Source organism: Bacteroides sp. HMSC067B03, assembly GCF_001811315.1.
Classification (GTDB): Bacteria; Bacteroidota; Bacteroidia; order Bacteroidales; family Bacteroidaceae; genus Bacteroides; species Bacteroides faecis.
Window position 1 is genome coordinate 38895 of the sequence record NZ_KV804264.1, and the last position, 15261, is coordinate 54155.

The window sequence follows — 15261 nt, forward strand, 5'->3', positions numbered from 1 at the left end:
TTATCATTATTAGTCTTCCATAGCAATTTTTCGGATACGATGATTATTTGAGTCTCCTACCAAAAGGCACTCTCTCTTTTCATCCCACACTATACTAGCAGGATAATTAAAGCGAGCCTCTTTACGTAAATCTCCATCATTAAACCCTTTTGTTCCATCACCATTAGGTCTTCCAGCATATATCTTCACACGACCTGTAGGAGTCAGAGTACGAACGCAATGATTTTGTTTATCTACAAAATAAAAATCATATTCGTCTTTCTGTCCTGCATACTCTTCGTTTTTCACAAAGCATCCTTGTTGCGGTTCATTCATGCGAACATTGCCTCCAACACCATCTGTAATGCCCTTATCATCATATTTTCCACACACCAAATAAGGAGTGGTAAATGTTTTTTCATCAAAATCATAATCCGCACGATAAATTACATGTTTATTTCTCACCATGATATACATGTAATAGCCTTTAGGATGAATAGCAACAAAGAGATCTAAAGAGCCATAAGGCATTTGAATTTCGTCCATTTTATAATCTCCCGTTACAGGATCATATCGTCCAATCCACCCTTTATCATATCTGGAAGTATAAATTTCTCCATTTATAGGATGGGGAATCGCTGCTCTACAACCACGAGCTGGTAGTGCTTTTACCTGCGTTTGAAAATTAGACTCCGGTGAAAAAAAGAAAAGTCCGTTTTTATTATCTTGCGTTATATTACAGACAACTATCAACTGTCCATCATTTGTAAAACTCAAAATATTAGTTGCAGCAGATGCCTCACCCGTGAATTTAATTGAACTCAGTGTCTCCTCGGCAAAATCAACAATTCTATGTGTCTTGGCACCTCCACAGACGTACAAACGGTCTTTGTTGTTCGGATCAAAGACCAACCACTCCATTTTCTCTAATCCTCCACAATTTCCCCACGGCCCATCTATGATCTCAAAGTTCTTATCCTCATCCAATATTTCAGGATCAGTCTCTCCTACCAAAGTAGATACCAGCATTTTCTTCTTATAAACAAATTTTTCATCTATCTCTCCATAAGCAAGTTCTTCTCCTCGCCCATCAAGAACAGTGACTTCAATATTACCTGCATCAGCACCACGTGGCACAAAACAATACAAATTATCATTCGTCACAGTAATCACCTTCGCTTCTTTCCCTCCGATAGTTACTTTCACTTTAGTTGGATCATCGCCAAAATTATTTCCATATAATAATAAACGAGATCCCCAACCTCCCTCCTTGGGAATAAAATCAGAAATTACCACTGGCTTGCTTGGATCAAAAGGTGTCCCTTTCTCACCTCCATCATCATCCTTACAACCAATGAAGCAAAAACTAACCAACATCAGCAATCCCCATAAGAGAAACCAATCATGATTTTTTGTTTTCATTCTCATAATACATTGATTTTAAATGTTAATAAATATACTTTCAATTTTAATTATAAAATACAGGAATTAATTCTGAATTAGAAGGGATACAATTCCTGATATAAGGCCACCCGTCATCAGTCCATAATACGCGATCGAGCATTCCTAAACGCCCCCCGACTCCACCATCCTTTTTCAGGTAACTATGATAGATCATCCAGTCTGTACCTTCATCATCTTGAATAATGATAGAATTATGTCCAGGTCCTATCCATTTTTGCCCATCTCCTTCCAACACAAGTTCCCAGTTGTTTTTAAGCATATCCTTCCCGTCTTTATCAACATAAGGACCAAGAAGGTTTTCCGAACGCCCAACTACCACTTGATAAGAAGCATTCACGCCATTGCAACAACTACCAATAGAAGCAAACAAATAATAATATTTACCTTTTTTATATATATTAGTACCCTCAAAAGCATCTCCACAAACTTGTTTCTTCAAAGTCGGTTTTCCATCATGTCCTAATTTAACAGTCAACCCATCATCTTCCAATTCAGTAACATAAATACCTTTAAAACTTCCAAAGAACATATATTTCTTTCCATCTTCTTCATAATAAAACTGATCTATACAATTAGAACCAAATTCTTTATTCCCTATCAATTCTTTACTATCTAGAAAAGGACCCATAGGAGTATCTCCTACAGCTACAGCCGTGTAACTAATATCAGCACCATTCATTTTAGCCCATGAGTAATAAAGTACATATTTGCCATTAAGGAAACGAATTTCCGGGGCCCAAAATGCCCCTCCTCCCGGCAAATCTGGTTCGGTCGCTTTATTAAAAGCTGTACCTTGATATTCCCAATTTACTAAATCTTTTGAACGATAAACAGGCATCCAATAAGTCTTAGTTTGTGTAGCATACAAATAAAAATATCCATCATTAGCACGAATCACACTTGGATCAGGCACACTCTTATCCGAAATAATTGGATTTGTGTATGTCCTTCCAACCCGAAGATAACAAACCTCATCACGACAAATTATGCTTTCATTCGAGCAGTGGCCTAACTGTAAAGGAAGCAAATAATTTACAACAGCCATCCCTTCACGTTTAATCGAAATTTCTCCATTAGCTTGATTTTCACCAGCCTTAAAAGTCACACCTTCACCTAAATCATAATTACTAACAGGTAGAAGTTGATAAGAAGTCTTATAAACTTTATTATATTCTGCAACCAATTCTTCTGCATTAGATGGTACAGCGAAACTACAGACGAAATCCCATGGATTGGTCGTAGACACTCCATCTACCGTATAATCAAGTGTTGCACCAATAGATACAGGAATCAAATCTTTATTCACACTAACTTCTGCAGCAGAAGCAGCAAGACCAACTGTTGGATAATCAAAAGAAATACTAAGTAGTATTCTACTCTGACTATCTCTGACTTGGATTTTATCGCTACTCAGCTTCAAAGCAATGACATACTCAACAGTTTTTTCCCTAAACTCTGCAAACACTTTAGATGGATTAAACTTAACCTCTACATCCATAGTGGAAATTCCTTCTTTAAAAGATACTTCTGTAGAAGTAAGAGAGTACAATGATGATGGCAAAAGAACATATGATGTTTTCTCCTTATTATTATATGCTTTCAATTCATCCTCACTCCATGAATTTATTTGGGCCTCTCCTCCTTGATTACTTTCATTCCCTACAGCCTTGATTTGGAAAGGAAATACAAAGTTTTCTTCTGTACAAGAAACCTTGATTGCATTCAATCCATTTGGTTGTAATTGTAGATAATGATTCGTTGTATTGCCAGGATCATCAATCGGAGCATTATTATCCGATCCGCACGATAGGAGTAAGAGTATTCCCGCCAACATATATATAAAGCGGTGTGCACTCATAGTGATACTTCTTTTTTCAATCAGTTTGTTATTCATTACATAAGATTTAAGTTGACTCAATACAAGTCCTTGTGTTACATATAGTTTAAAAATTTTAAATAAAATGTGTTATCCTTCAAGCAGTCTTCTCAACCATATAAAAAACCAATCATCATTTTCTTTACCTTATTTATTTTCTTTTATTATGTGCTCACATAAAAACGAATATAGCAGTTCTTATTATCGACACAAAAGTAGAAAACCTATTGTATTTATAGTAATAAAAACAGGTCAATTAATGGAAAATTAGTCCCAAACCATTTTTAACAACTAACAAGAAAGGGTTTCGCAAACTATAATGACCAATTATTTGCATTATGAATAATTTATGTTTTTTATTGAACACTTTTTTTCTTTTTACGAAAATCAAAAGTCATATCTTTGTTATAATGAACCATTTTACATTCTAATATGAAAGCTAAGCAATCTTTATTAATGTTCCTGATAGTTGTTTTGGGAACAACATCTACATTAGGACAGCCAATAATTTCTCCATCGTGTTTCAGCAATAGTCACGACATCACTTCGCTACAAGCTTGGGGACCTTATTCAAAACGCTATGCCGGAATCTCTCACATCCCCGATATGCAAGCTGGAATACGCTTTGACTTTTCCGTAATGCCTGGCTATTACCGCAATCGTCAACTAGTTCCTCATGTTCTTTTTGAATCATCTTATTATCCATGGGACATCAACCCCTCTATGAACCGTATCACATACCGCTATGAAATGGAGTGGAAAGATCGTGTATTTACTGACGTCACCTATTATATATTAGATGAGCAACGAATATTGGTAGGCATGAATTGTGTCAATAATACCGCTGTTAATCAAAATCTCGTTCTTAATTTGATGGCATATATCGATTATGAAGGAGAACAACCTCAGTTCAAAATCCCTGAAGATGCAAATATACAGTGGCATAATGCAACCGATTATATATCAAATGAACCTATATACAAATCTCCACAGTATAATTTAGTATACGATGGATGGAAAAGGAACGAAATGCGAACTTCTCAATCACTCAGTGGTTTTGTTCTAGGAAAAGGATTTGGGAAAAATAAAGGGGATAAAGTGAGCTATGAAATAAATATTCTTCCTGAAAAAGAAAAAGGAATGATAGGATTCAGATACAATACTCCTAAAGGAAAAACAAGTACTTTTCAAGTAAAAGGAATAACTGAAAGCCGCCTAGAATTACAAGGTACTGGAGAATATAGCATAGCCTCAATCCCATATACCTGCAAAGAACCAGGAAAATACACGCTAGAATTAATATCAGAGGGTACTTACAGTACTAATTTAGATGGTTTCTTTATCGGTAGCGAAGAAGATATAAAGCAAATCAAGATACTACCTAGGAAGCTTTCTTTTATTCCCGAAATTAAATCGGGAAAAACGAAACAAGATTTTATCTTAAAATATCCGGAATGTGATAACTATTACGGAATAGCATGGAATTACCAAGAATCTCAGATTCGGGAAGTTCTGGATGACAATCTAGAATCTTTCTTCCGCAAAAAGACTCACGACCATGTATCATCGAGACTAATAGGAAACAGAGAGTGGCATTATTCTAATGCTTTTCTACGCCCGATTGTCCTGACACCTCACTCCGAACAGACTATATACGCCTTAGTCTGCACCGGAACACCCCAACAAGTCAATGAACAGATTCAGAAGTTTCATTCCACACCGGAAACTCTGACCTCATTAATACAAAAGGATTCGAATAACTCTGAAGACAGAATATTAGCAAATGGTAAGAAGTATGAATTCGGACATCGCTTATTGCAATCAGCATTATTATCCAACATTGTTTATCCCGTTCATACCCAAGGGCAATATATCCGGCATTTCACGCCCGGCAAAAATTGGAATAGCCTTTATACATGGGATTCCGGTTTTATAGCTCTGGGATTAATAGATGTGGATATTACTAAAGCTTTTGAGTGTATCAGAGCTTATACAACTCCTGTAGGCAGTGAATCTGCATTTATTCATCATGGCACTCCATTGCCCATACAGATGTATGCCTATTACGATTTATGGAATAATACACAGTCAAAAGAAGCATTGCAATTTCTATACCCACGACTGAAGCAGTTCTTTGATTTTATGACAGGTAAGAATCCCTACTCCACAACCCGAATGAAAGGTTCTGGTCTGCTACGAACATGGGATTACTTCTATAATTCAGGAGGATGGGATGATTATCCTCCTCAACATGCTTTACGTGACAAGGCTTCTGTTACTCCGGTAGTATCTTCGGCTTATTATATCAGAGCTGCTAAAATTTTACGTTTAGCAGCAAAAGAACTAGGGCTTAAAAAAGATGTAAAAGAGTATGAGCAAACCATCAAACAACTGTCAAATGCATTACAAACCTATTCATGGGATGAGGAAACCGGTTATTTCGGATATGTAATGCATGACAAAGATGGCAAACCTAAAGGCATCTATCGATATAAAGATGGTTCTAACTTTAATAAGGGACTGGACGGAGTAAGCCCACTTATTGCAAACATCTCCTCCAAAGAGCAAACAAGCAGGATGATAAACCATGTATTTTCTCCTAATGAAATGTGGACAGAAGTAGGAATTTCTACAGTGGACCAGTCTGCTCCATATTATCGTACAGACGGTTATTGGAATGGAGCCGTTTGGTTTCCTCATCAATGGATGGTGTGGAAAGCCTTGCTGGACCTTGGGGAAGGAGAAAAAGCCTATCAATTAGCAACTACAGCATTAAATACATGGGAGAAAGAATGTAAGGAGAGTTATTACACCTTCGAACACTTTATAATCTCCTCACAACGTGGAGCCGGATGGCATCAATTCTCTGGTTTATCATCTCCCATACTCAACTGGTTTGCTGCATACTACCGGATAGGGAAAGTTTCAACCGGCTTCGAAGTGTGGATTTCCAACAGTCATTTCAATGATGATTATACACAGTATCAGGCAGAAATAGCTTTTGATGATTCAACAGTTCCTCATCAGCGAACAATTCTTGTTTGCATGAATCCGGAAAAAGATTACCAGATAACTTTCAATGGGAAAGTAGTAGAAAGTAGAATATACCATCAAGGATTATTAGAAATTACATTGCCTAGTACAAACAAATCAGGAAAACTTACAGTTGCATCAATCTAACAGCATAAATTTCACATAGCGTAACCACACCAAAAGTTTTTATTCGTTATTATACAGGATGAATATAACTTTTGGTGTAGTTATTCTAAAAAAACACGTAGTTCTTTAAACAATTTCTACAACCCACTTCTCTATATTGCGAGTTTTAACACTGAAGTTCACTCCTATTTTGAATAGTTTCCGTTCATCCATTTCGAAGGGGAGCGCATAATGCTTCTCGTTGATCTGCTGTAAAGCCTCTTCGGCAGTACCTTCCAACTTAAACTCCATGATATAGATAAATTTGTCCGTCTTCAGAACGAGATCAATGCGTCCATCATTCGTGTGATACTCCACTTGGGTATAAAAGCCGAGCAATTTGAATACGATAAAAAGTACGTTTTCATAGTGCAGCTCCTGATCACGAATCACCTCGTAGGTAGTATCGGCAAAGAAACTTTGTAAACGACGGAAAAAAGAATCATAATCACCGGAGCGTATCTCACGGACAAATTTTTGAATCTCAAACGGCGATTCCACTTTATTCACGCTGGCATAATAAGGAAGCAAGAAGCGAATAAATCCCTCTTCCACTTCTCGGTTGGGAAAACCCAAACGATATATACCAAATTCCTCGTCATATCCCTTGATCGTAAGATATCCGCTTTGATAAATCACCGGAATGGGGTTAGTGGATTCGGAGTCAATGCTGTTCAACACTTGCGCATCAGTCTCTTCGTGCGCCATTCGTTCCAGATCGTAATGATGCTTTTTCAGTAATTCCACCAAATAGGTAGGCGTTCCGGTTTCAAACCAATAGCTACCGAATTCCTTATACTTAAAAGCATTGAGCAGACTGAACGGATTGTAGATACCAATAGAATTATGTGTAAAGTGATAGCCATCGTAACGCTCTCTCAACTCTGAACAAAGTTTATCATAGGTCACTCCCCGTATATCGGCAAAATCATGAAGTTCGGCTTCCAGATTATCATGAATCTCCTGTTCGCTAACACCACAAATGTCAATGTACTGATTCCGCATAGAAATATCATCCAAATTGTTCAGATCGCTGAATACACTGACTTTACCGAACTTCGTCACCCCTGTCAGTAGGGCGAACTTGATGCAACCGTCCATTGTCTTAAGCGCTCCATAGAAGGGCTTTAAGGTGTCCCTGAATTTCTTTTGAAGCTCCACATTACCGATGGATTGCAGCATGGGCTTGTCGTATTCATCCACCAGGATGGCAACGCGTTGCCCGGCTTTCTCGTATGCACGCTGTATAATACCTGCAAAACGCAGGGAAAAGGAACGTTCAGACGGTTCGGCACCATATAGTTTTTCCCATGCTGTCAGAGACTTTTCAAGTATATTGTCAAGGCTCTCCAAAGTATCATATTTCTCGATATTGAGGTCCAGATGCAAAATAGGATGTTTATTCCAATCCTTTTCCAACTTTTCCATAGCCAATCCCACAAATAATTCCTTTTTGCCTTGAAAGTATGCTTCCAGAGTGGATATGAGAAGACTCTTTCCGAAGCGACGAGGACGGCTTAAGAAGTAATAACTACCCGTCTTTACCATTTGATAAATCAATGCTGTTTTATCAATATAGAAATAACCGCCATTCCGAATCTTTTCAAAATTCTGTATGCCAATGGGATAAATCTTATTGCTCATATTCTTCTGTTTTTATACACCAACACACAAAAATACGAATTTCCCTCTTATCTCCAATTATCTCCAACACTATTATTTGAGAAACTTCTTGTTTTAAGATGGATAGCAGGAATATGATTTTCTACTATAGAGTACTAATAACAGAAAATATAATTCCTCATAATAATATCAGTACATTAATAAGATTCATTTTCAACAAGACACATCGCGAATAATTACTCTTTCAATTTTTCTATTAGTAATCTATCACAATATCATGAAATGCTCTCACAGCTTTATCACCTATATATGCAGGGGTCCATTTAGGCATCCGTAAAACGATTGGAATCATTTCTTCATCAAATCCGAACATATTTCCCTCTATTACACAAGGAGAACTTATGGTACCATCCTCTTCCACTATAACCTTTATTATTCCACTGATCTTCCTCCTTTGAGGATTCTTCAGATTTTTTTTAAAGAATGCCTCTAATGCTTCATCCCCTCCCGGGAATTCAGATTTCTTGTCTACACACCAATAAACCTTATTCACCCGACTTCCATTTTCTCCTTTTAAAGGTGTTATGGAATATACTATTTCTTTTTTCTGCATTCTTTTACCCAAAGGTGTCATATAATAAATCCTATATTCAATAAATGCTACTCCTTCTAAACAACTATTACCAATAATGATCCCACTACAAAATTTCTTGGTTTCTCCTGGAGAAAAATAGGTTCTTATATGTCCATTTTGAAGAAACAGATTACCTGTTCTGAAAGACTTCCATTGTACACCATTGAAAGTATATATATCAATAGTACTCCCTGCACCTGTAACCGCATCTGAAACCAACCGCATTTCAACAGAAAAGTCCATGAGACTGGTTATCTCGCTGCAGATCTCCTCCGCTTTCAAGAAAGAAGATATTTTCCAATCAATGGAATCACACATTTGACCGGCCTCTATTATTATATCAGTACATTGATTATACATTTCCCGCTTTAATAATGGAAAATCATTATTAAAGCAAGAATAACTTGTTTCTAATGAGAGTAATAAAAAGAATAGAAAAGCAAACAATATTTTCATAATTCAATAATTTAAGGATTAAGTTCTGAATTTTCTCTCGCTTTTTGCAGTAACTGTTCATATCTCCACACCTTATACCTCCTCTCTAAAGCATACTCCGGAGTAACCAACGAATCAGAACAAACTTCTATTTCATGTTCATATGCTCTTAATTCATTCTCATAATAAATAGGAGAACTTAATTCGCTATACATAGGTATCATAATCATATCCAAATAAAGTTATACATAAGCAAAATAATAGCAGTTAACAATATATCTACCACTAACTTACTAGAATTCTGTAACATGTGCAACCTTCTCATTTATCAATATTAGAAATTTAATTCAACCAATGAGTATATAAATTATTATCCTTATGAAATTATCTTCAGACGTTTCTTTATATCTTCCAGAATTTTTAATCTTTGTTTATTTCTCATCAAAACTCTTTCAGCCTTATCAAACGCACTCATTTTCTCTCTATTTTCATTAAGTTCAAAAGAATTTTTGATAAAGAAAATCCCCCCATATCGTTGGTATAAATTATAAGGATAGAACTCTCGCGGAGATTTTCTATCACCTTGAAAACGAGATAAAACGATAGTATCAAAATAAGATGTCATAGGAACATAAAGAACATCACTTTCTATCTGATTCAAAATAGATTCAATGCTTTCAGTAGGTGGACGCTGCAGTTCTTCTCTTCTCCTATTAAACTCTTGATCATAAATAGTCATACTACCATTGCCCGTTAATAACAGTAGTGGCAAATAATCATCCTCATATTTACCTTTCATATACTTACCAAAAGGTTCACAATGCACAACAGGGTAGGTTGAAATCGGATTAATATGCACACTATGTGCATAAATAATAGCTTGATTTTTAGAAAAAGATGGAAAATGATCCAATAGAAAGTTCGTGTTAACAAACATCACAGAATCACGGTTTATAAAACGTTTTACACGGTCACCTCCAATATTATTAGAAAGGGAAAGAATATGAGTGATACATTCTATTTCATCTATAGTTAATATCTTTTGAAGATTACTTTTGTGTGTTTGGAGATATTGAACCGCATCCTTCCAATCTTTCTCCATCAGTAAAACAGATAATTGATCAGCTTCTGGTATTTTCCACTCACGATTCAAATGCGTCACAAAATCAAAAATATCTATTGCCGAATTTTGGGCTGAATTGCAGACGCTATTATAATCCATACCTAACAATCTCACTTTGCGATCTTTTTTTTCCCCTAAGTTATAACGCTTCAGCTCCTTTATAAATTTCATTCTTTGCTCATCAAGAAGACTGAGTTCTATGGAATCGAGCACAAATTCATCATCCAACACATATCTGTTATAAACAAGTGATTTTTCCATGGGCATTTCCCAAATTATCAGCTTGCAATCTTTGTTCTTCACACTCTCTAACATCAGTTGACATGCAAGGCGACGAATAGAGTTACTCCCATGTATAGATTCTCCTAAAGCTATGATTTTTCGAACTTCCATTACACTAGTTTTGTCACATAGATTTTCCGCACTTGATTGATAAGGAATATAATTAAAACCTTTCGGTAAAAGCAGTTTAGGAAATTCTCTAACAGGATATTCATTGATATTCTTATTCCCAATCATTATATCCAACTTGGAAAATGCGATATACGCTTCCGTATCAGTAACTCCATCTGCACGAATACGAATATTCATCATCTCTACTCCCTCTAATGATATCTTTTTTGATACACTGCTAAGAAAACTATCTGGAACAAATGTCATTGTATCTGAAAAAACACATTTTTCCTTATCATCAATCCCATCTATTAAAATAGAAACAGCTTTAATATTTTCTCCTTTAGCTTCAAATGTTACTAATCCTTCTTTTTCCTTATGAATAGGAAGTAGAATTCTCTGTTCAAGTTCCGTTCGAAGACAATCAGACGGAAAACCTTTAAGATATTTTTTTGCAAACAAAGTCCTGTTAGATTCTTTCATCTCAACATTTATGGAACAACCAGTATATGCTGCATTTTCCATCCATGGATATTCAATAACCATATCCTCCTCCATAGAAAAATGTAAATTATATGCATCTATATAATTTATAGGGAGTGGTTGAGCTACACAAGACGATAGTCCAAGAATGCATATAAAAAGACAATATATATATTTATTCATAAACGAGTAATTTAGAATAATTCTTATGACTCATTTAAATTAAAGTCATAAGAATTATATTATAAAAATATTCAATACCCCATTGAAGCCTTACCTTTTGCATATCCTTCTCTGATGCCTTGAGAAAAATATATCATCTCGTAATCTACATCTCCAAAGTCGCTTCCGGCTGATGCAGCAGCCAAAAATGCGGCAGCTTGAGCACCAACACTAGCCCATGTACTTCCAGATTGCCCAGCTTCATATCCTAAATCAAAACCACTACGATACATCATGTCGTAGAGCTCTACTCCCGTTTTAGGCAATTTATTCGGATCATAAGTTGTAACATTGTTATCCGGTCCCACATAGCCTACTCCTTCTACATATCCACCATTCCATGATCCCTCCCAATAGAACAAATCATCTAATGTGTATTTTGGACCTCCATAAGTTCCGTAAATATTGACATCAGGATAAACATAACCCATACCATAAACCCAACCACCATACCAAGGACCTTCCCAATTATCAAAATCATATTGAGAGTAATAAGAACTATCGCCAGAACCAGAAGAACCGTAGTAGTCTCCACTACCATTCCAACCACTATTATAATAATAGCCATCTGAGCTTCCACCGACATAATGGCGCATCTCTTCTTTTTCTAACACAGGGAATAACTGACGCAATCCCTGAAAATTTGTTTTTGTAATCTTTTTCATAATTTATTAATTTTATGATTCTAATAGAGCAACCATCATTAATGCACGTTCTAGTACCTGATCCATGTTATAATATTTATATTCAGCCAATCTACCACCAAAAAAAACATTATTTTGTAGCTGAGATAGTTGATAGTATTTTTCATATAAGCTATTATTTTCTTTATTATTTATAGGATAATAGGGCTCTGCTCCATTTTCAAATATAGCCGGAAACTCTTTAGTGATAACTGTATCTGGTTGACAGCCAAACTCAAAATGTTTGTGCTCAACAATACGTGTATATTGAATATCAGCATCAGTATAATTTACGACTGCATTCCCCTGAAAATTTGCTTGACCTTCAAGTAAAGTAGTCTCAAATCTCAAAGTGCGGTATTCTAAAGTACCATAAAAATAGTCGAAATAACGATCTATTTCACCCGTATAAACGATGTTATCCGCCAAAGTATCCAAATATGCCTTATCTGAAAAATAATCTACTTCCAACAGTAAGTCTGCTTTTGCCAACATTTTCTCAATAATCGAAGTATAACCTCCAATCGGTATTCCTTGATATCTGGCATCAAAATAGTTATTGTCAAAAGTAAAACGCACAGGCAAACGCTGAATAATAAACGCGGGTAAATCTACAGCAGACCTCCCCCATTGTTTTTCAGTATACCCTTTTATCAATTTCTCATATATATCCCTCCCTACAAGAGATATCGCTTGCTCTTCCAAATTCTGTGGCTCCTTTATACCTGCTTCAATCCTTTGAGTCTCAATCATACTCAAAGCCTCCGCTGGAGTTCTCACTCCCCACATTTGATAAAAAGTATTCATATTAAAAGGTAAATTATAAAGTTTGCCTTTATAATTTGCCAATGGAGAATTCGTATACCGATTAAACTCTGCAAACGAATTTATATAATCCCATACATATTTATTGTTTGTATGAAATATATGAGCACCATATTTATGAACGACAATATCATTCTCCTTTTCTGTATAAATATTACCACCAATATGATTACGCTTGTCTATAACAAGGCAAGTTTTCCTCTTCCTAGTCAATTCTCTTGCCACGACAGAGCCGAAAAGACCGCAGCCCACAATTAGATAATCATAATGTTTCATAGTCTGTAAATCTAACTATTCAATAATTGATGATATAGCTTTTCATATTGTTTTGCTATAATCCTTATATCATAAGATTCTTCTATCCGGGCTCTTGCATTAACCGACAATTCATCATTTAGCTTTGTACTACTGAGAACCCACTCAATTCCAGCCGCCAAATCTTTCTCGTCAGCATACCGGGCCAAGTAACCGGTTCTCTTATGTTCAATTATACTTTCCGGTCCGGTTTCCAAGAATGAAACAACAGGTGTTGCGCATGCCATAGCTTCCGTTACTGTCTGTCCAAAAGCTTCTTCTAATGAAGGAACAACCATAACATCAGCCGCAGAATACAAAGCTTGCAGAATCTGATGATCACGTACATACCCCATAAATCTAAAAGGAATATCCAAATCCAGTCTCTGACGTTCGGCTCCAAAAATGACAAGATAATATTCATTCTTATATGCGTCTGACAATGACTGGAGCGCTTGCAATAATAATGAAAAACCTTTTCTCATGTCATTTATAGCATTAGTAGCCCCATAAAGTATCACCTTTTTATCTGACGGAATATTCAAAACCTCTCTTGCTATTTCTTTTCTAACAGGGTAGAACTTATCAAGATCAAGTCCATTAGGAATAACAAAAACTTCCCTCCCTTTTAGAAGAGTACTGTTTTCAACACACTGCTTCATCCATAGAGTTGGAACAACTATTACCATATCCATCTCCTTCCATGCCTTCTCTTTACGTTTCCAAATTTCATGAGACAAATCATCCATGTCTTCTGAGCCAAGTTTCGGACATTTGCCACAACCGGTCAAGTATCTTTTACAATCCCCGTAATAATAACATCCTCCTGTCAATGGCCAACAATCAGCCAAACGCCAAACAATCTTCTTTTTTATTTTACCTAAGTCTTCAATCTTTATATATCCGGCATTTATCCAATGAATTTGCACTATTTTGGGATTAAAAATATCAATATACCTATTCACATCCGTACCTGCCATAGCAGGAGCAAACGTATGAGATGCCATATTATATGCAGGATACTGTTTTAAAGGCTCCAAATCATTATGATAGCCAACTTTTTCTTGCGGACTTGGAATAGCCACATGAATATTGTCCAATAAGTTACCCTTTTCTCCCAAATTTGAATTTAAGACTAACATTTTAGAATCAATTCCTATCGCTCTCAATCCTAAATGTATTCTATGAGCAGCCCTAAATGCACCTCCTTGTCCTACAATAGAACTTAAATACAATACATCTATACTATTCATCCTTCTTTTAGATTGTGCTCTTTCCTTTAAATAGTAGCAAATTGAATGAGCTTCAGATATAATATTATCTATAGAATTCTCTGAGATTTTTCCATTAAGCAACAATTCTATTTCAATAGGAGAACAAGGATTGATAATTGAAGAAGATATTATTTCCACTTCATCTTTACAATCATACAAAGAATATGTTTTATTTAAGAAGGATATTCCTTCCTCAACCAAACAATTTAAATTACTATCTAATCTTTCAATAATAAATTTCAGAAATAAACTTTCCCTTTTAGATATTATCAATGAGTCTGAAATAATCTTCTTGGAAGATAGTTGTGGAACATATGAGAAACAACACTGCTTATCCTTTACAATATCATCAAAAGGCTCAATACATTCAATGTCTGAATCTACAAATATTCCCCCTTCACGATATAATATAAAGTAACGACTTATTTCTAATAGTAGTTTATTATTCAAATTATTGTCACAAAATGTGGCAAAGTGAGGAAATTCACAATGAATTAATTCTTTTATATCATGAAGACTCCAAAGTTTATATTGCCATAAAGGATGATTTTCTACCCATGATTGGGATAGATTTGAAAAAAAATCCGAAAACAGCGGTTGTGTCTCCTCCTGAATTTGATGTATTATTTTAGGGATATTATTCATAATCTATTTTAGTATATTAATTATATCACTTCATTATTCTAATATAAAAGTGGGATGAGGAAGAGGAGGAGCATTGGGGGCTAATAAGCGTTTCCCATCAGCCACACCTT

9 protein-coding genes are annotated in these 15261 nt (G+C 35.6%); 1 reads left to right on the plus strand and 8 read right to left on the minus strand.

From position 1 onward, the window contains the following. Positions 1–9 precede the first annotated feature (9 nt). Positions 10–1407, minus strand: a complete 1398-nt coding sequence (locus tag HMPREF2794_RS02405; RefSeq protein WP_010535721.1) for an IPT/TIG domain-containing protein — start codon at positions 1405–1407, stop codon at positions 10–12. Between the two features lie 40 nt (positions 1408–1447). After that, positions 1448–3337: a family 43 glycosylhydrolase gene (locus HMPREF2794_RS02410; RefSeq protein WP_070750775.1), complete on the minus strand. Its 1890-nt coding sequence runs from the start codon at positions 3335–3337 to the stop codon at positions 1448–1450. A 438-nt stretch (positions 3338–3775) separates the two neighbouring features. Here HMPREF2794_RS02410 and HMPREF2794_RS02415 point away from each other — a divergent pair, with 438 nt between their 5' ends. Then, complete coding sequence (locus tag HMPREF2794_RS02415) at positions 3776–6499, plus strand: MGH1-like glycoside hydrolase domain-containing protein (protein WP_070750777.1); 2724 nt, start codon at positions 3776–3778, stop codon at positions 6497–6499. Positions 6500–6604: 105 nt separating this feature from the next. On the opposite strand, the gene HMPREF2794_RS02420 is transcribed toward HMPREF2794_RS02415, so the two are convergent. The 6 genes from HMPREF2794_RS02420 to HMPREF2794_RS27500 form a co-directional block, all read right to left on the minus strand. After that, positions 6605–8161 carry an ATP-binding protein gene (locus HMPREF2794_RS02420; RefSeq protein ID WP_070750779.1) on the minus strand — a complete coding sequence of 519 codons (1557 nt, stop codon included), beginning with the start codon at positions 8159–8161 and terminating at the stop codon, positions 6605–6607. 235 nt (positions 8162–8396) lie between these two features. Then, the gene (locus HMPREF2794_RS02425) at positions 8397–9230 is read right to left on the minus strand and encodes a hypothetical protein (RefSeq protein ID WP_070750781.1); all 834 of its coding nucleotides are present in this window, start codon (positions 9228–9230) and stop codon (positions 8397–8399) included. Positions 9231–9585: 355 nt separating this feature from the next. Next, entirely contained in the window at positions 9586–11391 is a 1806-nt protein-coding gene (locus tag HMPREF2794_RS02430; RefSeq protein ID WP_070750783.1) for an erythromycin esterase family protein, read from the minus strand. A gap of 71 nt (positions 11392–11462) precedes the next feature. Continuing rightward, the gene (locus tag HMPREF2794_RS02435) at positions 11463–12095 is read right to left on the minus strand and encodes a TIGR04149 family rSAM-modified RiPP (protein ID WP_070750785.1); all 633 of its coding nucleotides are present in this window, start codon (positions 12093–12095) and stop codon (positions 11463–11465) included. Between the two features lie 12 nt (positions 12096–12107). Continuing rightward, positions 12108–13214, minus strand: coding sequence for a UDP-galactopyranose mutase (glf, locus tag HMPREF2794_RS02440; RefSeq protein WP_070750787.1), 1107 nt, complete (start codon positions 13212–13214; stop codon positions 12108–12110). A gap of 11 nt (positions 13215–13225) precedes the next feature. Beyond that, positions 13226–15151, minus strand: a complete 1926-nt coding sequence (locus tag HMPREF2794_RS27500; protein ID WP_083312000.1) for a glycosyltransferase — start codon at positions 15149–15151, stop codon at positions 13226–13228. Positions 15152–15261: the final 110 nt, after the last annotated feature.